The organism is Paenibacillus sambharensis (assembly GCF_003233845.1).
Lineage (GTDB): Bacteria > Bacillota > Bacilli > Paenibacillales > Paenibacillaceae > Paenibacillus_I > Paenibacillus_I sambharensis.
In genome coordinates this window covers 92,411-115,363 of record NZ_QKRB01000038.1, presented here as the reverse complement: position 1 = coordinate 115,363, position 22,953 = coordinate 92,411, and the positions used below count along the sequence as shown (strand labels likewise).

General features: G+C 54.8%; 15 protein-coding genes and 1 riboswitch. Of the genes, 7 read left to right on the top strand and 8 right to left on the bottom strand.

The genetic code is table 11. The features are described 5' to 3' along the window. Positions 1-64: 64 nt before the first annotated feature. The 7 genes from argS to DNH61_RS08095 form a co-directional block, all read right to left on the bottom strand. Positions 65-1,765 (bottom strand): arginine--tRNA ligase, encoded by a 1,701-nt coding sequence (gene argS, locus DNH61_RS08120; RefSeq protein ID WP_111146154.1) that lies wholly within the window; start codon positions 1,763-1,765, stop codon positions 65-67. Positions 1,766-2,236: 471 nt separating this feature from the next. Continuing rightward, positions 2,237-2,389: a hypothetical protein gene (locus tag DNH61_RS26280; protein WP_181438624.1), complete on the bottom strand. Its 153-nt coding sequence runs from the start codon at positions 2,387-2,389 to the stop codon at positions 2,237-2,239. A 197-nt stretch (positions 2,390-2,586) separates the two neighbouring features. Next, positions 2,587-3,408 (bottom strand): manganese catalase, encoded by an 822-nt coding sequence (locus tag DNH61_RS08115; RefSeq protein WP_111146181.1) that lies wholly within the window; start codon positions 3,406-3,408, stop codon positions 2,587-2,589. Positions 3,409-3,614: 206 nt separating this feature from the next. Then, the gene (gene speB, locus DNH61_RS08110) at positions 3,615-4,484 is read right to left on the bottom strand and encodes an agmatinase (RefSeq protein WP_111146153.1); all 870 of its coding nucleotides are present in this window, start codon (positions 4,482-4,484) and stop codon (positions 3,615-3,617) included. Positions 4,485-4,621: 137 nt separating this feature from the next. Continuing rightward, positions 4,622-5,452 (bottom strand): polyamine aminopropyltransferase, encoded by an 831-nt coding sequence (gene speE / locus DNH61_RS08105; protein WP_111146152.1) that lies wholly within the window; start codon positions 5,450-5,452, stop codon positions 4,622-4,624. A 104-nt stretch (positions 5,453-5,556) separates the two neighbouring features. Next, positions 5,557-6,828, bottom strand: a complete 1,272-nt coding sequence (locus DNH61_RS08100; protein ID WP_111146151.1) for an ABC transporter substrate-binding protein — start codon at positions 6,826-6,828, stop codon at positions 5,557-5,559. A gap of 11 nt (positions 6,829-6,839) precedes the next feature. Further along, positions 6,840-8,159 (bottom strand): ABC transporter substrate-binding protein, encoded by a 1,320-nt coding sequence (locus DNH61_RS08095; RefSeq protein ID WP_111146150.1) that lies wholly within the window; start codon positions 8,157-8,159, stop codon positions 6,840-6,842. A 245-nt stretch (positions 8,160-8,404) separates the two neighbouring features. Between DNH61_RS08095 and DNH61_RS08090 the strand changes: the two genes are divergently transcribed. After that, entirely contained in the window at positions 8,405-10,510 is a 2,106-nt protein-coding gene (locus DNH61_RS08090) for a transglycosylase domain-containing protein (protein WP_245948023.1), read from the top strand. A gap of 205 nt (positions 10,511-10,715) precedes the next feature. Then, the gene (locus tag DNH61_RS08085; RefSeq protein WP_181438623.1) at positions 10,716-12,242 is read left to right on the top strand and encodes a Calx-beta domain-containing protein; all 1,527 of its coding nucleotides are present in this window, start codon (positions 10,716-10,718) and stop codon (positions 12,240-12,242) included. Positions 12,243-12,334: 92 nt separating this feature from the next. Here DNH61_RS08085 and DNH61_RS08080 read toward each other — a convergent pair whose 3' ends face one another. After that, entirely contained in the window at positions 12,335-12,847 is a 513-nt protein-coding gene (locus DNH61_RS08080; RefSeq protein ID WP_245948033.1) for a YwhD family protein, read from the bottom strand. 179 nt (positions 12,848-13,026) lie between these two features. Here DNH61_RS08080 and DNH61_RS08075 point away from each other — a divergent pair, with 179 nt between their 5' ends. From DNH61_RS08075 to DNH61_RS08055, 5 genes are all read left to right on the top strand, one after another. Continuing rightward, positions 13,027-15,042, top strand: coding sequence for a M1 family metallopeptidase (locus DNH61_RS08075; RefSeq protein ID WP_111146147.1), 2,016 nt, complete (start codon positions 13,027-13,029; stop codon positions 15,040-15,042). Between the two features lie 19 nt (positions 15,043-15,061). Continuing rightward, a complete protein-coding gene (locus DNH61_RS08070; RefSeq protein ID WP_111146146.1) occupies positions 15,062-15,877 on the top strand; it encodes a hypothetical protein in 816 nt (271 codons plus the stop codon). Positions 15,878-16,037: 160 nt separating this feature from the next. Next, a riboswitch (cyclic di-AMP (ydaO/yuaA leader) is annotated at positions 16,038-16,190 on the top strand. 4 nt (positions 16,191-16,194) lie between these two features. Beyond that, complete coding sequence (locus DNH61_RS08065; protein WP_425452229.1) at positions 16,195-16,695, top strand: C40 family peptidase; 501 nt, start codon at positions 16,195-16,197, stop codon at positions 16,693-16,695. 117 nt (positions 16,696-16,812) lie between these two features. Next, positions 16,813-18,174, top strand: coding sequence for a cryptochrome/photolyase family protein (locus DNH61_RS08060; protein ID WP_245948022.1), 1,362 nt, complete (start codon positions 16,813-16,815; stop codon positions 18,172-18,174). Positions 18,175-18,334: 160 nt separating this feature from the next. Then, positions 18,335-22,861: a DEAD/DEAH box helicase gene (locus DNH61_RS08055; protein ID WP_111146144.1), complete on the top strand. Its 4,527-nt coding sequence runs from the start codon at positions 18,335-18,337 to the stop codon at positions 22,859-22,861. Positions 22,862-22,953 lie beyond the last annotated feature (92 nt).

Here is a 22,953-nt window from a genome sequence, read left to right as displayed (position 1 = left end):
TTCACCTGTCCTTATTGTAAATCAGCCGTATGCGGCCACTGTCCACTAACGGTCCCAGCGGTTCTTACAGCTTTGCAACCGCCCGGATGCCCAGCAGCTCAAGACCCTGCTTAAGGACGGAAGCCACTCCCGCCGTCAGCAGCAGACGGGCCTGCGTCTGCTCCGGGTCGGTGCCGATAATTTGTTCATGCTGGTAGAAGCGGTTGAACTGTCTGGCCAATCTCAGCAGGTAGGCTGCCAGCTGCGACGGCTCGTTTGCCTGCAGGGCCGCTTGAACCGCATCCGGGAACCCGTTCAGCCGCTTCAGGCATTCCCAGGCCAGCCGGCCTGACAAGGCAGAAGGGTCGGGCTGTGCGGCGAGCTCGGACTGACTTCGCGTCCGCGTTCCCGTCTCCAGCAGTCCCATCGCCTTGGCATAGGTAAACTGCATATGCAGACCGGTCTCCCCGTCAATGCGAAGCACGTCATCCAGGGAGAACTCAATCTCCTCCGTACGCTCCCGCTTCAAGTCACTGAAGACTATGGAGCCAATACCGAGCGCTTCGGCCGACTGCTTATGTACAGGTGAATCCGGATTGCTGCCTGCCACAACGCCCTCTGCCTTGGCGACCGCTTCGTCCAGAACATCGCTCAGGAAGATCACCTGTCCCTTGCGGATCGATGTCTGCCTGCCCTGAAACTTCATTTGGCCGAAGGCCACGTGCTCACACCTCGCCGCAAGCTCAGGGTCCAGCTCAGACAGTACCGCAAATACCTGGCGGAAATGGGTGGACTGCTCGATACCCACCACATAGAGCAGGCGATCTGCCTTCAGCTCCTCCTTGCGGTACAGCGCGGCGGCAATGTCACGAAGCGAATACTCGGTTGTGCCGTCCGCCTTCAGGATCGGGCAGGGCGGCAGCTCCAGGTGGTCAAGCCGGACAACCGTCCGTCCGCCCATCTCTTCCAGCAGCCCTTTGCTCTTCAGCCGGTTGACAACATCAGCAATCCGGTCCTGGTAGAAGCTCTCCCCCATGACATGGTCGAAGGTGACGCCGAGCCGCTCGTATACCCGGTCGAACTCATGAAGGCTGGCCTCCACGAAGTAGGTACGGAGCGATTCCGCCTCGGCATCCCCCTTCTCCAGCTTGCGATACCATTCCCTGGCTTCCTCTGCCAGCTCCGGCTCCTCATCCACGGCCTCATGGAAATTCACATACAGCCGGAGGCTCTCCCGTACCGGGTCGCGCTGCAGCTGCTCCATGACGCCCCAGCGCTTGAAAGCCGCAATCAGCTTGCCAAAGTGAGTCCCCCAGTCACCCAGATGATTGACCGTAATGACCTCATAACCGCTGAAACGGTACAGCTGGGCAAGCGCACCGCCGATCAGGGTCGAGCGCAGATGGCCGACACCGAAAGGCTTGGCGATATTGGGCGAAGACAGATCGATCACCACCCGGGTTCCCTCGCCGCGGCGGCTGGAGCCAAATTCCGGCTGCAAGGCCCTCTCAAGAATCCGTATAGACCAGACATGCGGGTTGAGATGGAGATGCAGGTTGGGTCCCATTGCCTCGGCTCTTACCTCACCCGATAACTGTCTCATCTGCATGGCAAGGTCTGACGCCGTCTGCTCTGGTGACTGTCCAAGCCGCTGTGCCAGCTCATAGCACGGGAACACCGCCTCTCCCTGCTCCGGCTTATCAGGCCGTTTCAGCCGCGCTGCTATCTCCTCCAAGTCAAGCGGTACATAAGGCGCCAGATATTCGGCTGCTCCCTGAATCAGCATCGCATTCCCCTCCTGTAGACTCTGTACTTGATGAAAATAAAACCCCCGTCTCGTAAAGAGACGGAGGCTTATCCGTGGTGCCACTCTTCTGAAACGCCGGCTGCAAGCAGCCAGCATTCCGCTCAAAGCCGGATAACGGACCGGTCCCGGACTGTCCTACAAGCCCTTACAAGCGTTCGGAAAGCCGACTCACGGGTCCGCTTCCTCCTCACTGCCGCTCCGGCTTGCACCATCCCGGCTCGCTGCACCCGGCTTACGTGAAGAGTACTCTCCCGATCATTGTCGTTCTCATCGTTCCATGGGCCGCTGCCTGCGGGCAGCGGCGTATTTGCTATCTATTATAGTCAACAATCTCCTCGAAAATCAAGCCGGAGCAGCCAGCTTCACCCTTGAGCGGCAAAACGAAAACGGACAATGCCTCCCCCAGAGGGCTCGCCACTGTCCGCAAAATAACTGCTCCGTTGTGCATCCTTATCTATGTTGGGAGCTGGCCAATACCGGCATCCGGCCATCCTTGTCCATTTCGCCAGTTCTAGGTACGCGGTGAAGTCCCCGACCTGCTTCTTCCGAAGGCAGTGAGGAAATCGCTACTACGAGGCTTGATAAATAATTTCTCAGCTTCATCCCGGGATTCCTCCTGTTCTATATTCCGTATCATTATGTAATTTTCATTACCCCTGTCTGCCTGATTCTGAAACCTGAAATGGTAAATAAATTACATTAATTGGTCAGGCTTTGACCAGTCGGCACCAAAAAGCCTCCCGCTGCACGGAAATCATTCTCCATGCTGCGGGAGGCTTGCCCGTATGAACGGTAAAGCTTTATTTTTTGGGGAGTGTGTTGTGCGTATACAGCGGTGCAGGCTTCAGGATTGGCTCCTGTCCTTCTGCAACCGGTGCCGCCATATATTCGAAGGTGCCGCGCTTGTCCGGCGTCGGGCCCTGTGCCCAGCTGCCTTCACGGCTTTCCTCTCCTTCGGAGAAGTTGATAAATTTATGGGAGTATTCCCGGGCTTCCTGGGATGGATCGAAGGTGGCCGGAACGACAAACCCTTCCCGCTCCTCAAGCTCTGCTGCCGCTGCTGCCCACTGATTCTGGTGCATCGTATCACGGGCCAGCAGGAATGACAGCATGTCCCGAACGCCGCGGTCGTCGGTCATCTCATACAGACGCGCAACCTGAAGACGGCCCATCGATTCCGCCGCCAGGTTGTGACGGAAGTCTGCCAGCAGGTTGCCGCTAGCCACCATATAGCCGGCATTCCATGGGACGCCTACACTGTTGGTTGGCGCTGCGCCAAGACCTGCTACAATTGCATGCTGCGGATTCATGCCGCCCATCGCCGCTGCGATGATTGGATCCTTCGCTGCCTCCTCCTGTGCTGTAACAGGCGCATCGTCAAGAAGCTGGGCAATCATCGTTGCCAGAATCTCAACGTGACCGATCTCCTCTGTACCGATATCGAGCAGCATATCACGGTACTTCTGGTCCGCCCGGCAGTTCCAGCCTTGGAATAGGTATTGGAACGCAACCGTCATTTCACCAAACTGTCCGCCCACAATCTCCTGAAGACGTTTCGCGAACACGGGATCCGGACGGTCAGGCTTGGCTGTGTACTGAAGCTTCTTGACATGAGTGAACAATACGATCACACTCCCTTTAGAATAATTATCAAATGACATCCTTTCTTACACCACTCCCCAAATTGGTAAACACGTCCAGCGGCTTATTTTCCATAAAATTTTCTAATAATGGCCGGACCAGATGTCCTTTCCATGCAAAAAAAAGGCTGGTCAGGTTTCCCTGATCCAGCCTTATATTTTTGTCTGTTTATCCGAGTCGTGCCAAGTTACTTAATAAAGCCAAGCAGCATTTCGCGGATGACCTTCGAAGCCACGATCTGTGTCATTTCGGAGTTGTCATAGACCGGTGCCACTTCAACAAGGTCACAGCCAACCACATTCACTTCGGAACGGGCGATGGCATGAACAGCCTCCAGCAGCTCCTTCGATGTAATGCCGCCAGCCTCGGTTGTACCTGTTCCCGGCGCACACGACGGGTCCAGCACGTCAATATCAATCGTCAAATATACCGGACGGCCCGCCAGCTCCGGCAGCACCTTCTTCAGCGGCTCCAGCACCTCGAACGGATGGAAGTTAATGTTCTCGCGTGCGTATGCCCACTCCTCACGGGAGCCGGAACGGATGCCGAATTGGTAAATGTTCTTACCGCCCATCAGCTCAGCTGCTTTGCGCAGTGGTGTCGAATGGGACAGCGGCTCGCCCTCATAGCTCTCCCGCAGATCAGCATGCGCATCGAAGTGGATTATAGCTAGATCCGGGTACTTGGCATATACCTCCCGGATGACCGGCCAGGATACCAGATGCTCGCCGCCAAGACCAACCGGCATCTTGCCGTCATTCAGCACGCCTCTTACATATTCCCCAATGATGTCCAGGCTGCGCGCCGCGTTGCCGAATGGCAGCAGCAGATCGCCCGAATCAAAGTAGGTGATATCCTCCAGGCTCTTGTCCAGATAAGGGCTGTACTCCTCGAGTCCGATCGAAACCTCGCGTACCCGTGCAGGGCCGAAGCGGGAGCCTGGACGGAAGGATACCGTGTAGTCCATCGGCATGCCGTAGATAACCGCTTTGGACGCCTCGTAGTCATCAGAGCTCAAAATAAATACATTACCGGAATAACGCTGATCCAGTCTCATTGTTCGTCTCCACCTTCCATATGGTCAACTTATCTATAGCGCAGCCCGCAAAAAGAGCCTGTCCGCCCTTGGACGGCCAAGCTCGACATTCACATTCTGCGGAAAAGCCGCACTAGGCGGCTGTCCCGGCGAATGATTTATTTGATCAGATCTTCCACGAACTTCGGCAGCGCAAAGGCCGCCTTATGAAGGCGCGGGGAATAGTACTTCGTATCAATCTCAGGAATCGAAGCTTCATCCACTTCCAGCGGATCGTACTTCTTGCTGCCGAGCGTGAAGGTCCACAGTCCGCTTGGGTAAGTCGGCACGTTGGCACCGTATGTGCGGACAATCGGGAACACTTCCTTCACATCGCGGTTAACGCTCTGAATCAGATCGGCCTTGAACCACGGGTTGTCCGTCTGGGCAACGAAGATGCCATCTTCCTTCAGGGATTCGTAGATGCCTTGATAGAATCCGCGTGTGAACAGGTTCGCAGCAGGACCTACAGGCTCCGTGGAATCGACCATGATGACGTCATACGCATTCTTATGGTCATGAATATGCATGAAGCCGTCGTTCACGATAACCTCAACGCGCGGGTTGTCCAGCTCGGAGGCAATCTGCGGCAGGTATTTCTTCGAGTACTCGATAACCTTGCCGTCAATATCGACCAGAACGGCCTTCTTCACTTTCGGATGCTTCATAATTTCACGGATCACGCCGCCGTCACCGCCGCCTACGACAAGCACATGCTCCGGATTCGGGTGGGTGAACAGTACCGGATGGGCCACCATCTCGTGGTAAACAAACTCATCCTTGTCCGTTGTCATGACCATACCGTCCAGCAGCAGCATCGTGCCCCATTCCTCGGTCTCCACCATCGCAAGATCCTGAAACTCCGTTTGTTCTCTCACATAAGTTTCTTTCAATTTCATCGTAATCCCGTAGGTCTCGGTCTGCTTCTCGGTAAACCAGATATCCGTCATGGGTCGATCCCCTCTTCCTTGTTAAACTAAGCAGGTGCTTTCGTCTTGCAGCCGCTTGTGTCCATTGTTTCACCCTGTATTATAGTGAATCATGAGGAATAGAGTCAATTTCTGCCTTGAATCTCTTTTTCATAAGCTGTTCGGACCAGTTCTTCAATGCTCGTGTAACACTCTTCCGGTGTTATTTCATTACGGATTGCAGCTTGCAAGTACCCTTCAAGCCCAACATAAAACTCTTCAATAAACTTCTCTGAAAAAGTGGTCTTCGATAATATGCTTTGGGGCACAGACATGGATTGCTGCCAAAACAATTCCAGATTCGCTCCGTGATAGTCATTATTGTGGGTTTCCAAGGTGGAGACATTGGGGACTGTATGCGAACCGTCTATATAGATAGCGCCATCTTCGCTCATGACCGCCTCAATGATCTCACTTGACAGTTCTTTATTCTCAGATTGGACAGGGATCGAGAATACCCGGTCGGCATAAACGCTGCGGCTCTCCGATCGATTCTCTTCACCTACCGGTTCTGGGATAAAACCCCATTCAATAGGCTCTTGAGCTTCATTTAATTTATCAACCAATGAGAGGGGCGCATCAGTAAACAGCGATTTGCCCTCCAGGAAGAGCTTCCCGGCGTTACCCCCGAGTGAGACTATCGCCTTTGATTGGTATAAGGATACTATTCTGTCTATTGCTTCAAGCCAATCCGACTTATTTAGGACGACTTCCTGGTTCCTGTAATCTATAATTGTCCATTGGTTTGTGCTTGCGATACCCATTAGTAAGTGGCTTGGACTTGAATTTGTCTCAAATGCAACAAGTTCACCGTCATCCAGGTAAGCCAAGGTCTGCAAAAATTCATGCCAAGTCATGCCCGCAGTTGGATAACTGACACTTTTACGATCAAGCAAGTCCTTGTTATAAAATATTCCAAATACATTAACACGGGGGGACAAACCATATAGAGAACCCTCTCGGCTCATAAGCCGAATCATATCATCTGCATATAAGCTCGGATCAAACTCGTCTTCACCCAGCAGCGTGCGGAGATCGGTTAAGTGCGATTCTCTTGCCATATCGTCAAAATCAGGTAAATAAGACACAACCAGATCAGGAGAGGCATCTAGTATTTCCTTCATTCGTTCCTCGCCCTTTAGCTGATCATTGGCAACGATGAGATCGATTTCCAAACCCGGGAACTGATCTAGAATGAAATTACCGTAATTGCGATAAAAAAACTGCTCCACGTCTGGTGTATAAATACGTATGATTTGACCTGAATAATCACGGTCCTCCACTTCTGGAGTGTTGGCGCATCCAAGCAAGGTCAAGACTAACGTGGCGGCTGTAATGATTTGAGCGACTTTAAACATAAACCCTCCTGCTATTGATTGTTCATTAGAATCTTGGGGACCTCTGTTTCCCAGACAGCAACCGCTTCATCAATCGTCAATTCTTCTTTTGCGATAAGTGGAATCTGATCTGCCAGATAGGATTTTACGGCTGACTCTGCTGATATGGATAAGGAATCAGGCTGCATACTAGAGTTGACCATAGGCTTTAATTTATAAAATGCGTTCAAGTTTCTCGCCTCATTGTCCTTGATGAGATTCGATCGAACAGGCAGTGTGATCCTATGCACATTTGCATTATGCTTATTCCTCGCAACCTGCTGCCCGTTCAAATACGCCCATACTTCGCGGGCTTGGTCGATGTTCGGCGTGTTCTTGTTTATACCGCTCAGGCTTTCGAAAGCAAGCGTGCTGCTGAAGACTGAAGTCGGCTGGCCGACCGGTTCTGTTATGACCCCCCACTGAACATCCCTATGGTTCATGAGCTTATCCCGCAAGTGAAAGGTATCCAGAACCATGGCGGCTTTCCCATTGATAAATGCCTCGGAGGCCTGTTGGCTTGCATCCGGCAGGCTGCTATCCAGCCTGTATTTCTGAATGATGGATTCAAGTATGGATTTCCAGGAATCCTCTGCAAAATAAACCTTGTCCTGGCCAGGACTATACCAGGTGAGCCTTTGTGCCTTCCCAATCTGAAGAAATAAATCCACAATGCTGTGATTAGGAGTAAGCAGCCCTGCCACTCCTTCTCCTGCTCCTCTTTCGGAAATCATGTTAGACAGTTCAAGCACACGATCCCAATCCATAAAATCTTCAGGTTCCTGAAATCCATACCCGTCGAAGATGGCTTTGTTATAGTAAATGGCTTGCGATGCAATGGAATCAGGAAGGACATTGATTCTGCCGTCTCCCATCGTCTCCATAGCTTCTATATAGGAAGAGTCAATTCCAGACAGCTCCGGGCTTGATCCTAGAAACTCAGTACTATCCAATAGGAGGTTTGATTTAAGTAACGTTGAGGAAACTGAGGCGGGAAAATAAATAATGTCCGGCTGTTCTTTTTCGATTAAGCTCAATAACGCCTCCGTATCCCAATCTCCGCCTGACTGAGGGACATACTTCAGATTGTTCCACATCCCGGTACCCAGGTAAGATGAATACTCAACAACCTTAAAGCTTACATTCTTGAATTTCGTCGCAAGCTGTCCCCCAAAATCTCTCTTGAAATCGGAATGCGAGCTATAGAGAATTGTTAGTTCCAGTTTCTCTTCTGGTTCCTGCACATTACTGCATCCAAGCGCTGAAATCGTTATCAGGCAGACTAGTATTACGATCATTATCTTGCGTTTCATCACATAACCCCTTCACAACGTCCTGCACAGCCCAATGCATTCCATAAATTATACATATTGTAACAAAATGCTAACTAAATCGCTAGGCTCTGTTACTCAATGTAACTGTGAGGGTTGTTCAGCTATTCAGGTAATTAGGTATAGACTGCTCTCCAAGGCGAATTCTCTAACTTGAAGTGAATAGCTCTCCCATCTCTTTTCCATACTAAGGAAAAAAGGAAGTCCCGGATAAGGAGTGATGGGCCGTGACAAGCACAAGCAGCACTAAGGGAGCACACAAAGCCAAACAGCGCAGAAGGTCGCTTCGCAAGGAGAAGCGCCGCGTCCTGCTCGCTCGTCTCGTACTGGTCCTGAAGCTGGGCGCTGCAGGGACGGTGCTCATGCTTCTGCTGCTGATCGGCTCGCTGCTCTACCTGCGTGCGCAATCGCTGCCCGCTGCCGCCGTCAGCCAAACCTCCCAGATGCTCGACATCCACGGGAATGTAATCGATACCTTCCACGCCGGGGAGAACCGGCGCTCGATCAAGCTGAAGGAGATCTCGCCCTATGCCGTGCAGGCTACCCTTGCCATCGAGGACCGCCGGTTCTATGACCATCTCGGATTCGATTTCAAAGGGATGGCACGTGCCATGCTCATCAATGTGCAGAACCTGTCCAAGAAGCAGGGCGCCAGCACATTGACCCAGCAGCTTGCCCGCAACCTGTACCTGACGCATGAGAGGACATGGTCACGCAAACTCAAGGAAGCGGCTTACACCGCCCAGCTAGAGATGAGCTACAGCAAAGACGAGATACTGACGATGTATATGAACCAGATCTACTACGGGCACGGTGCTTATGGTATTGAGGCCGCAGCTGTCACTTATTTTGGCAAGCCTGCCTCACAGTTAACGCTCGCCGAGAGCGCCATGCTGGCCGGGGTTCCCAAAGGACCAAAATATTATTCGCCTTACATGAATATGAAGAGTGCCAAGGACCGGCAGCTGACCATTCTGGATGTGATGGTGGAGGAGGGCATGATTACACGCGCGGAGGCTGATAAGGCTTACAATGAAATGCTGTCCTTCCAGCCGCTGTCTGCCGGCAATCAGGAGGGGTTCGCGCCTTATTTCCGCGATTATATCCGCACTGTAGCCGTAGACAAGCTCGGCATTGACGAGCACCTGCTCAATGAGGGCGGCATACGGATTCACACGACACTAGACCCTCATGCGCAGAAGGCCGCTGAAGAAGCCGTTGCAGCAGGCTTCCCTGCCGATTCCGAGCAGCAGGCCGCTCTGATTGCGATTGATCCGCGTACCGGCTATATCAAGGCCATGGTTGGCGGACGCGACTACAAGACCAATCAGTACAATCGTGTATTCGCCAAGACCAGGCAGCCCGGCTCGTCCTTCAAGCCCTTCGTCTATTTGACCGCGCTGGAGAGTGGCATGACGCCGCTCCATATGTTCCGCAGCGAGCCGACTGCGTTCACCTATGATGAAGGAAGACAGACATATGAGCCGAGCAACCATAACGACAAATATGCCGGGGAAGATATCGACATGCGCCGGGCGCTCGCCAGCTCAGATAATATCTATGCGGTCCATACCATTATGGCCGTCGGGCCGGATAAGGTGATCGAGACTGCCCGGCGGCTTGGAATCGACAGTCCGATGGACCCCGTCCCTTCGCTTGCGCTGGGCACTTTCCCGGTCAGCCCGTTCGAGATGGCCTCGGCATTCGGCGCCTTCGCGAACAGCGGCAAGCATATCGAGCCTATTGCGATAACTCGGATCGAAGATAAGAACGGCCGCATCTTGTATGATGCTGCCCCTGAAGAAACTCCCGTTATGGAGCCGGCACATGCCTATGTCCTGACAAGCCTGATGGAGAGCGTCTTCAAGCCTGGCGGCACAGCTGCGCGTGTCTCCGCTGCCATTAAGCGGCCAGTGGCCGGCAAGACCGGAACGACGGCTTCCGATGCCTGGCTTGTCGGCTACACACCGGAGCTGGTGACCGCCGTCTGGGTTGGCTATGACAAGGGACGCACCATCACGACGGCTGAGGCCCACAGAGCGGCCCCCATCTTCGCCGCCTTCACCGAGAAGGCGCTGGAGACTGTTCCGCCCAAGATGTTCCCCGTACCGGAAGGGGTTGTCACCGTCTATGTTGATCCTTCGACCGGCAAGCTGGCTGGCGAATCCTGCCCGGACAAACGGCTGGAAACGTTCGTCGCCGGAACCGAACCAACCGAGCTCTGCGGCGAACATACGGATGAGGCTGGAAGCGAGGAGTCCGCAGCAGAAGTACCGGCCAAGGAGAAGCATCATTCCTGGTGGTCAGATCTGAAGCGGTGGTGGAACGGATAAGAAACGCCGTCTGCCTGCAGCAGCTAGGTACAGGTGGTACAGCAGGCTCCCGGACCGGGGGCTTGCTGTTTGAATTTTGAGCCAAAGTCTGACTTGCCAAACTCCCCACAAAATATTTACAATTCTAGGATTGACTGATAAACCCCTCTCCTTATATGATGATTGTATGATACATAATGTATCATTACAAAGGGAGGGAATGCTTATGATTAGACGCAGACAAGCACGCCCCATGACTGCGTTGGTACTGGCCTGCCTGCTTGCCTTGGCCATGCCCGCCGCCTCGTTTGCCGCAGCCAATGATGTAACCGCTAACAGTACTGACCGATTCTACTTTACGGCAACGCATGATGGATGGATTGGCGAGTATCTCAATTATGGCGGGGATTACATTCTAGTGGAGATTGGCCGCAGCTCGGCATCTGATAAGAGCGTAACCGTTGATTATACAACTATTGACGGAACAGCCAAGGCTGGCGTAGATTACGAGCACACATCCGGAACACTTACCTTTGGGCCGCGTGAATATATGAAGGAACTCAGAATACCTGTGTACAATGTTCAGCCAGGTGTTTATGAGCCTGGCTACAAGACAGCAACGATTCAGTTATCGAACCCGACAGGCGGCTCTTCCATACCGGCCAATCCGTCTGCTAATTTAAGAGTTTACGATCCCGAAGCTTCTCTATCCTTCAGCCGGGCTGCCGAGAGCGTGACAGAGGGTGAATTCATCGAAGTGTCTGCCGCTTACAAGCGTGTGACCCAATTCGAAGCCAGAATCGAAGTTGTCGGAGGAACAGCCGAGGAAGGCACGGATTTCCTAATCCGGAACGACAAGCTGACCATGGGTGCTCTTAATGATGACTACGAAGACAGTGAGTACCGATATCCCAGCCTCTACATAATTGATGATGAGGAAGTCGAGGGGGAGGAAACCATTGAGCTTGCCTGGGTATCGGATGATCCTTCTGTTATTATACAGGACCCGAAGATATTAACGATTACAATACAAGATAATGACACCAACAGCCCGGCGGTGTTTCAATTCAATAACATCGACTATCAAGGAATCGAGAACAGCGGGCACGTAACCGTTACAGTTATCCGTTCCACCGGAAATCAGGGGGCGGCCTCCGTTTCCTATACCACTGTCGGAGGCTCGGCTGCTGCTGGATCTGACTTCACTTCCACTTCGGGTACGCTTCAATTCGGTCCCTACGAATATCAGAAGACCATTCTTATACCCATCACAGATGATTCGGTACCGGAATACGCGGAACAGTTCAACATGCAGCTAAGCGTTCCAACCGGCGGCAATGCTGTCCTTGGCAGTCCGAGTACGGCTACCGTGACCATACTGGATGATGATCCGCAGCCCGAAATACCCGCCGGACAGAAGATCCAGTTCCTCCGTGACGCCTACTTCATCAGCGAAAGCATCGGCGCAATTACGGTAACCGTTGAGCGGTCCGGCGGCAGCAGCGGCATGGTTTCAGTCGATTACTGCACCTGCAGCGTGACAGCGAAGAGCGGCAAGGACTTCACGTCCAAGACAGGCACCTTGGTCTTTCAAGAAGGCGAGACCCGCAAGACAATTACAATCCCCGTGCTGAATGATACGCAGCATGAGCCGGACGAGCTGTTTCGGATCAAGCTCCAGAATGTGCAGGGCAGCGCTGTTCTCGGTGACAAGCGTCTGACCAGCATCACTATTGAGGATGATGATCAATAAGACAGCAATAAGGGAGTCTGCAGCGGCTGTTACGCCGGTGCGGACTCCCTTCATTATTTAATACCTATATACCCGCTCTGCCTGATCCCCGCTTACGCCAGCAGCTCCTTCAGATTATCCGGCGAGTTAGCCCACCACTGCTCGTTATGTGAGATCAGCAGGTTCCGCAGCGCTGTGCGCTCGGTATCGCTGAGCCCTTCCAGAATATAGCGGCGCTTGAGCGCATAGTCCATCTTGTTTACGTGATCCGCAAGAATCTTCCACCCGCGGCGCGCCTCCGTATCAATCAGCATCTCGCAGGCTGTCGCCCCCGCATAATACTGGCCGTTCTCGCCGCGGTCAACCGCGACCCATACGATCCAGCATGTCCGGCCGTTCGGCACATCCTCCTTGTTCGGACTGAACTTGATGCCGCGCTCCACCTTGCTCTTCGCATGCATGGCGCCGATATCGATGTAAGCCTGATCTCCGTCGATGATCACCGAAGACATATCGTTGAGGTTAATCGTTCCCGCTCCAAAACCCTTGTGTTCCTTGTTGCTGACAACATTGAATGCGAGTGCCTTCTTCTCTTTCTTCTCCGGATTATTCCCCTGCTGTTCCACGCCTTCCGAACACCTTCCTTCTATTGTATTCACCCTTGCCGGGTGTCTGCATGCGTCGATTACCAGCCGTCCTGCGGCTTGTTCCACAGCTTTCAAGATTAATTCCATTTTAGCTAATAATCTGTGAAAAGCAAACATATACATGCTGTAGATGCTTGTCAACGGGAGGTAATCGGTCCATGTATCCACGTAAGATGTTACGCATTGCTACCATTCTGGCAACCACTGCCGTACTGGTTCTGTCGCTGCGGCAGAGCTTCGGCGATGCCTGGTTATCCGGGTATACGTATGCCTACAACCCCACTGCTGCTCCCCAGCCTTCCGTGAAGACTCCTGAGACCCTGCAGCAGCCGGCCTCCGAGCCGGAGACAGTCCCCAAACCGAAACCTAAGCCTGTCGCCCTCAGCAACCGGATCGCAGAATACCATATGGATGTCCATCTTCATGACAAGGACAAGAAGCTTCACGGCACGCAATCCGTGACCTGGAAGAATCCCGGACAGACAACGGTCTCGGAGCTGTACTTCCACCTGTACCCGAACGCCTTTATGAATAAGAATACAACCTTCATGAGGGAATCGGGCGGCAAGCTGCGAGAAGACCGGGCCACAGCAGACAGTGTCGGTTACATGAAATTGAACGCCCTTACGCTCGAGAATGGCACAAGCCTCCTGCCCGCTCTGCAGTATGTCCGCCCGGATGACAACAATCCCAACGATATGACGCTGGCCAGGATCAGGCTGCCTGAACCGGTTGCCCCTGGAGGCAAGGTTACGCTGAAGACTGCCTTCGAGGTTAAGCTGCCCGAGGTATTCGCCCGGATGGGCTACTCCGGTGATTTCATCATGGCGGGCCAATGGTTCCCCAAGCTGGCGGCCTATGAGACCGCGGGTACCCGCGGCAGCACCAAGGACGGCTGGAACCTTCACCAGTACCATGGCAACTCGGAGTTCTACAGTGATTTTGGCATCTATAATGTACGAATCCAGGTTCCTTCCCGCTATAAAGTAGCAGCCACCGGATTTCCAACCAAATCACCCGTCATTTCAGGCGGCAATAAGATCTATCATTTCTATGCAGATGACGTTCATGACTTCGCCTGGGCGGCGTCGCCCGATTTTGTCTATGTAGAGGAAGCCTTCTCCGCTCCCGGCGTGCCCGGTGTACGCATCAAGCTGTACCTGGACCCGCTGCATGCCCATTTGAAGGAACGCTACATGCATGCGGCCAAGTCCTCGTTGGCCAAGTATGCCCATTGGTACGGGGACTACCCATACTCCACGCTGTCTGTCATTGTTCCACCCAAGGGCGGCAACGGCGCAGGCGGAATGGAATACCCGACCCTCGTGACTGCGTTTGCGGCAGAGAGCGAGAGCCCCGGATACAGTCTGGAGCGGACCGTTGTCCATGAGATCGGCCATCAATTCTGGTATGGCATGGTGGCAAGCAATGAGTTTGAGGAGGCCTGGCTGGATGAGGGCTTCACCTCTTATGCTGAGGATAAGGTGATGGAAGCCGTATACGGCGTCGAATCCAATCTGCCCATCGAATCCAGCTATATGACAAGCCCCGCTCCGCTTAAGCAGCATTCGTGGCATTACGAGAACAACGACCACTATGCGGAAAATGTGTACATGCGCGCCAAGCTGGTACTGCTCGGCATCGAACAGCAGGTCGGCGAGGCCAAGATGCAGGCCATCCTCCGCGCTTACTTTAAATCGTTTAAATTCCGGCATCCTTCAACGGAGGACTTCCAGGCTATTCTGGAAAAGGTGACGGACAGACCGTGGGGGGATTACTTCAAAGCCTTCGTATATGGCAGTGAGATGTCGGATGTTGCTGTCGATTCTATTCATATCAAGCCGGTTAAGAAGGACGGCAAAAAGCAGTACGAATCAGTGGTCCGTATCCGGCGTGAGGGCGGAAGCCTGGGACCGGTGGCCGTCATCCTGCAGTTCGCCGACGGAACCACCATGCCGAGGGTCTGGGATGGCAACGGAACGGAGATTGAATACCGCTTGAATCACGACACACCGCTGTCGTGGGTGATTGCTGATCCGAATCTGACTAACATGCTCGACAACAAGCGCATCAACAACTTTATGAAGGCCGAGCTTCCAGCCAAGGAACGCAACCGCTGGAATATGGGTCTTGTCAAGCTGGTGGAATTGATGCTGAGCCGTATCGGCTGGTAAAAAGGGGGGTTCGTACACAATGAAAGCGTATATTAAAGACGGCTGGCAGGTGACAGCCAAGCATTTTCCGATTATATCCATTCTATTCCTGTACCAGCTGCTGTGGGGGTTCTTCCTGTACCGGTTCATCGGGGCCATCATTGTTCCTCTCCTCAAGCGCTACCCGGATGTTATGGGTACCGACAGCGCGGCTCAGCTGTTCCTGGTCGAAGCCCAGTTTCAACTGTTGAAGACTGATATTATCTATCCCTATCTCTGGGCGCTGGCCGGACTATTCGGCATCAGGATGGTGATAACCCCCCTGATCAACGCCGGGTTGTTTCATTCCCTGCAGCACATCTCGGACAAGGGAGGCACGACCTTCTTCATCGGCATCCGCCGCTCCTGGAAGCCGGTCGCCATCATATACTATGCTGAACAGCTGCTGGCCTTCGGGCCTCTGCTGTGGTTAATCCCGCTCTGCAAACGAACGGCGGCAGAGAGCCTCAGTCTTGCAGATATGACAGCTGCTCTCGTTCCGTACTTGCTGTGCTGGATTCTGTGGTGTGCGGCAATCCGGCTGCTGTCGCTATCCCTGCAGTTTGGCGCAGCGGCAGGCCAGAGCTTCGCCAATTCCCTGATGCAGGCGTCGCGGACCTTCCTGCCCCTGGCAGGCGTATCACTCGCCATGTGGGGGATCGGCATCCTGATCGGCGCGGCTTCTTCAGCCGCCTCACTCTTCTGGGCCGGACTCCTCGCTGTTATGCTTCACCAGGCGCATCACTTCATACGTACCTGGCTGAAGGTCTGGACCTTAGCCGCACAGCACAAAGCATGGAAATCCAAGGAAGTCTGAGTGAACAAGACAGCAGCAAAAAACGCCGCAATCCAAAAACTGACAAAGCCGGGATAATCCCTCGGCTTTGTCAGTTTCTTTGTTTTTGTTGCACTGTAATTGTGAACATTCTGTGACAAAAGCAGGAAATGGTGGTATGTACTCGAATAGTAAGCGAGTACATAAAAAACTGCCGAATTTCCGCATGGAAAACGGGGGAACCACTTTGGGTGAATTGATCTCGCGTCTTCTGCTTACAGGAGCGCCGGAGAGATCATAGGGAGCCTTCTACCGAACCCCACAGCTAACCTCGTAGGCATTGGAAGGGGCTTTACGCTTTGAAGAAGGTTTTGGCATCAATGGTTTTCTTCGTATGTATGATGACCTTCACGGCTGGAAGCGTCTTCGCGGATTCCAAGCTCGACAATGTAATCAGTGACTTGATCGGCATCAAGTACAAATCGGGTGGCTCCACCACGAGCGGCTTTGACTGCTCCGGCTTCACCTCCTATGTATTCCGCCAGTTCAAGCTTGAGCTTCCGCGTACATCGGCCGCACAGTCAAAGGTCGGCAAGAAGGTGACCAAAGAGAATCTTCAAGCTGGAGATCTCGTATTTTTCAACACTAGCGGCAAAGGTGTCTCCCACGTAGGCATCTTCGTAGGCGACGGCAAGTTTGCTCATTCGTCCTCCAGCAAGGGCGTAACGATCAGCAAGCTCAGCGACTCGTACTACGTGAAGCGTTACATGGGCGCACGTCGTGTCATGAATGCCGATACCTATGAGGCCATTGCCGCAGAGCCTTCGGATCTTCCTGAAGGAGATGGCGATCAGGATTGATTCGCCGCAGAAGCTTTACGCTTGCTTGATTGAACCGCAGCCCTGTCCCTGCCCGGACGGAGCCTGCGGTTCCTTTTTTATATCGTATACAACCTGTATATCAGGAGGCACATGTCTATGTCTATGTATCTGTTCATACACCGCAAGGATCTGCGAACCAACGACCTGCGCCTGTTCGACGTGCTGCGCAGTGCCAATATGCAAGGGCTCCATACTGTCATACTAGATCCACGGTTAATCGACGGCCGGCTTACCATCCACAGCTGCAGGAATTTCCTCCTGCAAGTTATCCGCTTGGTCGCACTGTACCGGCAGCAAAACCGCAAGCTCTACCTCTTATACGGGGACCCCGCCGAGGTGGTTTCAGCCATTGCTGACGTTCATCCGCTACGCCTGACTGCTGTTCATGCCGACTATACGCCCTATGCCCTTAAGCGTGATGCCAGGATGCGGCATGCCGCTGAGACTGCAGGAGTGGTATGGCTGTCGGAAGATGATCGGCCGCTGGCTGATCTTGCCGACTTTCAGGCTTTTACAGAGAGAGACGGTCCCTATAAAGTCTTTACCCCGTTTTACCGCAAGTGGAACAGCTATATGAGACAATTCTTCCGGCCTTCAACTGAAGTCAGCCTGACAGATCTCCCCGAGAGTGCCGAGCTGGACAGAACAGTGACTGAACGCTTCGCGCTGCCGCCGCTCGTCATAGACGCTCTTCAGTCTCTGCGGGAAGAAGCCGAAAGCAGCCTGTCTGCTCCTGAAGCCCAGCTGGAGCGCTTTGTTACGAGCGGGGCACTAGCGGCTTACAGCAGCCGGCGGGACAGCTATGCAGATATTGACAGCACAAGCGGGTTGTCCCGGTTTCTGAACACGGGCGCCCTGTCAGCCAGACAAATCTACCAGGCCGCTGTTGGAGAGGAAGGCTCGGAGAGCTGGCTGCGGCAGCTGGCCTGGCGTGACTTTTACCTGTACCAAGCCGTCTATCACGAGGACTTCTTCCGCTATGAGCAGCTCTATGATCTTGGACAGCTGTCTGACCGTTATTTCGAGGTCTGGGCTTCCGCGAGAACCGGTATCCCCATCATTGATGCAGCAATGACTCAGCTCCGCGAGACAGGCGAGCTCCCTAACCGGCTGCGCATGATCACCGCCATGTTCCTTACGAAAAATCTGCTCTGCCCGTTCCCGCTTGGCGAGCAGTATTTCCGCACGCACCTGGCCGATTACGACAATACACTCAACCGCGGCGGCTGGCTCTGGAGCTCATCGCTTGGCTACGACCCTGCTCCTTATTTCCGGGTTATGAACCCGGTCACCCAGTCCATAAACCATGATCCCGAAGGGCACTATATTCGCCAGTGGCTGCCCGAGCTAAGCCATCTGAGCAGCCGTGACCTGCATGCTCCCCGCCCGGAGGCGATTGTGGACCTTAAGGCTTCACGGGCTAGAGCGATTGAGGTCTACCGGACGATTGTGCGCTAGCGCGGTGCAGTTAACCTTCCGAACTGAGTTTCCATGCTTGCTGCCGCCAACATCCGGGTTATACTGGTATTAGTTGGGGGCTGGCCATGGGAGGCTGGCTGCCCCGTTAATGTGTGCTGCATTACAATTAACGATCTGATAAAAAGGGGCTGATCCTGTGATGCCTGTCTCTTCTCCCCTCTCCGCCTTTCATACCATACTTGCCAGCTGGTTCGCTGCTTCCTTCGGTGAGCCTACCGATGTGCAGAAGCAGGCTTGGGAAGCCATCGCTCCCGGTCAGCATACTCTGATTGCCGCCCCTACGGGTTCAGGAAAAACACTCGCTGCCCTGCTGCCCTGCATGGATCGCGCGATACGATCCGCCATGTCCGGCCGAAGGCCGGAGGCAGGCGTGCAAACCCTCTATGTTACGCCGCTTAAGGCCCTCAATAATGACGTTCACCATCATGTCATCCGGTTCGCCGAAGCCATCGGACAAGCTGCTGATGAAGGCGGGTACGCCGATTGGCCCGGGCTTCGCGCTGCCGTGCGGACCGGCGACACGACATCCGCCCAGCGGGCAGCCATGCTGCGCCGCCCGCCTGACATTCTGATCACGACGCCGGAATCGCTCTTTATCCTGCTGACCTCTGCGAAAGGCCGGCATATGCTGCGGGGAGTGGAGCAAGTCATTGTGGATGAGATCCACGACTTGGCCGCTGACAAGCGAGGCGCGCATTTGTCGCTCTCCCTTGAACGCCTGGCAGCCCTATGCGGCAGACCGGTCCAGCGTATCGGCGTATCCGCCACCCAGAAGCCGATCGAGCGGATTGCCCATTATCTCGCCGGCTGGGAGGAACCAGCCGGGGATGCCTTCAGCCTGCAGCCGCTGGCCAGCCCGGCTGATCCATATGCCCAGGATCTGGCGGAGCATCCGCTTGGCTATAAGCCGCGGCCTGTAACGATCGTGCAGAGCCGCATGGTGAAGCAGTTCGAACTCCAGGTTACAATGCCTGATGCAGAGAAGCGGGGGCAGGGGCACAGCAAGGAGACCGTCTGGTTTCCGCTGCTCGACCGGTTGATCCAGCTGATGGGTGACAGCCGCTCCGTCCTGATCTTCACCAACAGCCGCCGGCTGTGCGAGCGGCTCTGTCTGCGGCTGAATGACTATACGGGGCACGAGATAGCGAAGGCCCATCACGGCAGCCTCTCCCGCGAGCGGCGATTGGAAGTGGAAGCACAACTTAAGAGCGGGGAGCTGAGGGTTCTGATTGCCACCTCTTCACTCGAGCTTGGCATTGATGTGGGACATATTGATCTTGTCCTGCAAGTTGATTCACCGCTGGATTCAGCCAGCGGCATTCAGCGGATTGGCCGGGCCGGCCATGCGGTCGGCGATGTCAGCCGCGGCGTCATACTCGCCCGCAGCCGAGGCATGCTGCCCGAAATCGCTGTACTCGCCCGGCGGATTGGCAGCCGGGATATTGAGCCAATCAACCTTCCCCGCAATCCGCTTGATGTCTTGTCTCAGCATACGGTTGCCATGGCAGCCGCTGAGGAGCATACCCTAGACGGGCTGTACCGCCTGGTCTGCCGAAGCGACAGCTTCCGCACGTTCCCGCATGAACGGCTCGCTGCTATGCTGCAAGTGCTCGGAGGCCGCTACCCGTTTGTCAAACCGCTGCTTTACTATGATGCAGCCACAGGGCAGATCAGTAAGCGGGCGAACTCATCCATGGCCGCGTTCACAGGGGCCGGGACGATACCCTCAAGCTCAGCTTTCCCGGTTCACCATGCGGGAAGCCGCTCGCATCTCGGTGAGCTGGATGAAGAGTTCATCCACGAGAGCCGGGTCGGCGATGTATTCCAGCTTGGCACCAGCTCCTGGATGATTCAGGAGATCCGCAAGGACCGCGTGTATGTGACCGAAGCAGGCAACCGGTATAGTGAGATTCCCTTCTGGCGGGGGGAAGGTTCCGGAAGATCCTATGAGAACGGGCAGCTGATTGGCCAGCTGTGGGAAGAGATAGCGGACCGCCTCGAGGCCGGACCAGCATCTGCGGAAGCAGATTTAAGCACAGCAGAGTGGCTCCGCCGCTTTTGCCATTTTGACGGGCATGCCGCAGACGCCCTGATCAGCTATGTCAGGGCGCAGATGGCGGTCAGCGAAATTCCCTCCCACAAGCGGCTTGTGGTCGAGTACTATCAGGATCTGACCAACCGGACCCATGTCATTCTTCATAATCACTGGGGACGCCGGGTTAACCGTACGTGGCTGCTTGCTATTGAGAAACAGTTTCAGGAGATTCTCCCCTACCGCCTGTACGGTAATGCCAAGGACAGCGGCATTGAATTCGTCCTGCCAGATTGGGACCCTTCGTGGCTTCAAGCGATCTGGAAGGTAACGCCTGATGCACTTGAGCCCTTGCTTAGTGAAGCCGTAACCGGCTCTCCGCTGCTCGCCATCGCTTTCCGCCGTCTGGCCGAAACCTCCCTGCTGCTCTCCCGTAGCTTCACCCGGACACCGATGTGGCAGAAACGGATGAGGAGCGAAGAGCTTCTGAAGGACTCACTGCCTTTTGCCGCCGAGTTCCCATATCTGCATGAAGCGGTGCGGGAGTGCCTCCATCACTATCTCGACCTGAATCAGCTAAAGGAAGCCCTACGGGATATCCAGCAGGGGAGAATGGAGATCACCGTACGGGAGACCAGGCATCCGTCCCCGCTCGCCGCCCAGTTTATTGCCGACTATGTCAACATGCAGCTGTATGAAGGGGACAGCCTGAATGATGCAATCCAGCTTCAGCTGCTGCATATCAGCAAGGAGCTCACGGCAGAGATGTTCGGCCAGGATGCTGTCCGGCGGGCCATATCAGAGTCCGTTCTGCAGCAGGAACAAGAACGGCTATCCATGCTTCCGCACCAGCTGAAGGATGAAGCCGACTGCTATCAGCTGCTGAAGCAGCGGGGAGACAGCAGTACGGAGGAGCTCATCCGGCTTGGCGGAGAGCCCGTTCATGCCTGGCTTGCTGTACTCGAGGGCAGGGGGCGGATCATGCAGATGCCCTTCGGCTCCAGCACCCGCTGGATCTGTGCGGATGAAGCGGACCTCTACCGGAAGTTCCCTCATTCCCAAGCTTCGATTGCCTTCATTGCCGGCCGTTATGCCGATCGTGTATTGTCCTTTACTGAGGAGGATCTGCAGATGAGCTATCCTATGCTGGATGCCGGGCAGGCGAGCGGTGTCATTGAAGAACTGCTGCGGCAGGAACGGATTGAACAGGCTCCCTTTGCCAGCTCGCCGGATGAAAGGCTGTGGATGAGCAGCAGGACCGCTTCACGTATGATCCGCCTGTCCATCCGTGAAGCGAGGCAGGAGGCCGAGCCTGCGGACGCTGCGGAATGGCTGATAAGGGCCGCCTCCCTTCAGCATGTACTGCCCGCTGCCCAGGTACGGGGAAGCGAGGGCCTGCGCAGCGTTATCGCGAAGCTGCAAGGCTTCTTCCTCCCGGTCGGATTGTGGGAAAGTGTTATCTTCCCGGCCCGCATCCCGGACTACCGGAAGGATGACCTTGACCTGCTATGCGCATCCGGAGAGGTCATCTGGATCGGACGCAGGGAGGATGGCAGCAAGGAGGGCAAGGTCGCCTTCTTCCTGACGGAATCGAAGCCCTTGTATGCGCCGTTCCTCAAACAGGCTGCCGGGGCCGGAACGAAGCATCCAGAGCTGCTCACCTTGGTCCGCCGCACGGGCGCCAGCTTCCTGACCCGGCTGTCAAGAGAAGCCGGCCAGCTGCCTTCTGAGCTGCTGGAGCAGCTGCTTGACCTCGTTTGGGAGGGCCATGTGTCCAATGACCAGTTCGCTCCGTTGCGGATACAAGTCAAGACGAAGGGCAAGCTGCTGGCCAAGACCGGCTCGGGGCAGGGACGCTGGTACCCGGTCAGCACGCTCGAGGAGACTTTCACTGCCGATCCGCCCAAGGCGCTTCCCCTAGAGCCCGGCAATCTAATTGAGGACGCAGCGTTACCGGCAGACACTCATCACACCGGGGACCATTCTCCTCGGAACTTGACCTTGCCGGAGCCCTCGGCTATGGCCTGGACGAGACATCTGCTGGACAGCCACGGCATTATCACCCATGAGCTCGTCTCTCATGCCTGTCCATTCAGCTGGGACGCGCTCCTCCCGGTCATGAAGCAGCTCGAGGAATGGGGCGTCATGACACGCGGCCTGTTCATCCGCGGTGTACCCGCCATGCAGTTCATCTCCCGTGAACTGGCACCCAAGCTCCATCCCGTTCCGGAAGCTTCGGGGACAGGATCTGTTACCATTCTATCGGCTGTCGATCCCGCCAATCTGTTCGGTCTCGTAACACCCTGGCCGGAGAGCCGCGGGCCAGCCTTTGCACGCAAGCCGGGCAATTATATTGTGCTGGACAATAGCGGCCAATGGCTGCTGTGGATTGAAGGCGGCGGACGGAAGGTTCACTGGCTCATTGATCCCGTTGAAGCTGCGGGTGACCCGGCAGACATCCTGCGCACTGTTTTCCAGGCGATGATGCGCCTTCAGGCCGTAAGCAAAATCAAGGTAAGCTCCTGGAACGGTGCACCCGTCACCCACTCGGAAGGCGAGCCTGTCCTGCGCACACTGGGGGCCGAAAGGGATAAAGACTCCCTCGTGCTGTGGCGCAGCCAGCTTGCGCCTTAGAAGAGAAGACAATCGGCCCTATGGCGCCTTAACCGATACCATGCCCAGTCCCAGCTGCATGAAGGGCTGGCATGAAGAAGAACCTCCTGCCT

What these genes read in the sequence shown, in the direction of transcription:
- argS (WP_111146154.1), bottom strand. Translation starts at nt 1,765, where the DNA reads ATGCTGATTCAGGGAGCAGCCGAATATCTGGCGCCTTATGTACCGCTT.
- DNH61_RS26280 (WP_181438624.1), bottom strand. Translation starts at nt 2,389, where the DNA reads ATGAAGCTGAGAAATTATTTATCAAGCCTCGTAGTAGCGATTTCCTCA.
- speB (WP_111146153.1), bottom strand. Translation starts at nt 4,484, where the DNA reads ATGAGACTGGATCAGCGTTATTCCGGTAATGTATTTATTTTGAGCTCT.
- speE (WP_111146152.1), bottom strand. Translation starts at nt 5,452, where the DNA reads ATGACGGATATCTGGTTTACCGAGAAGCAGACCGAGACCTACGGGATT.
- DNH61_RS08100 (WP_111146151.1), bottom strand. Translation starts at nt 6,828, where the DNA reads ATGTTTAAAGTCGCTCAAATCATTACAGCCGCCACGTTAGTCTTGACC.
- DNH61_RS08095 (WP_111146150.1), bottom strand. Translation starts at nt 8,159, where the DNA reads ATGAAACGCAAGATAATGATCGTAATACTAGTCTGCCTGATAACGATT.
- DNH61_RS08085 (WP_181438623.1), top strand. Translation starts at nt 10,716, where the DNA reads ATGATTAGACGCAGACAAGCACGCCCCATGACTGCGTTGGTACTGGCC.
- DNH61_RS08075 (WP_111146147.1), top strand. Translation starts at nt 13,027, where the DNA reads ATGTATCCACGTAAGATGTTACGCATTGCTACCATTCTGGCAACCACT.
- DNH61_RS08070 (WP_111146146.1), top strand. Translation starts at nt 15,062, where the DNA reads ATGAAAGCGTATATTAAAGACGGCTGGCAGGTGACAGCCAAGCATTTT.
- DNH61_RS08060 (WP_245948022.1), top strand. Translation starts at nt 16,813, where the DNA reads ATGTCTATGTATCTGTTCATACACCGCAAGGATCTGCGAACCAACGAC.
- DNH61_RS08055 (WP_111146144.1), top strand. Translation starts at nt 18,335, where the DNA reads ATGCCTGTCTCTTCTCCCCTCTCCGCCTTTCATACCATACTTGCCAGC.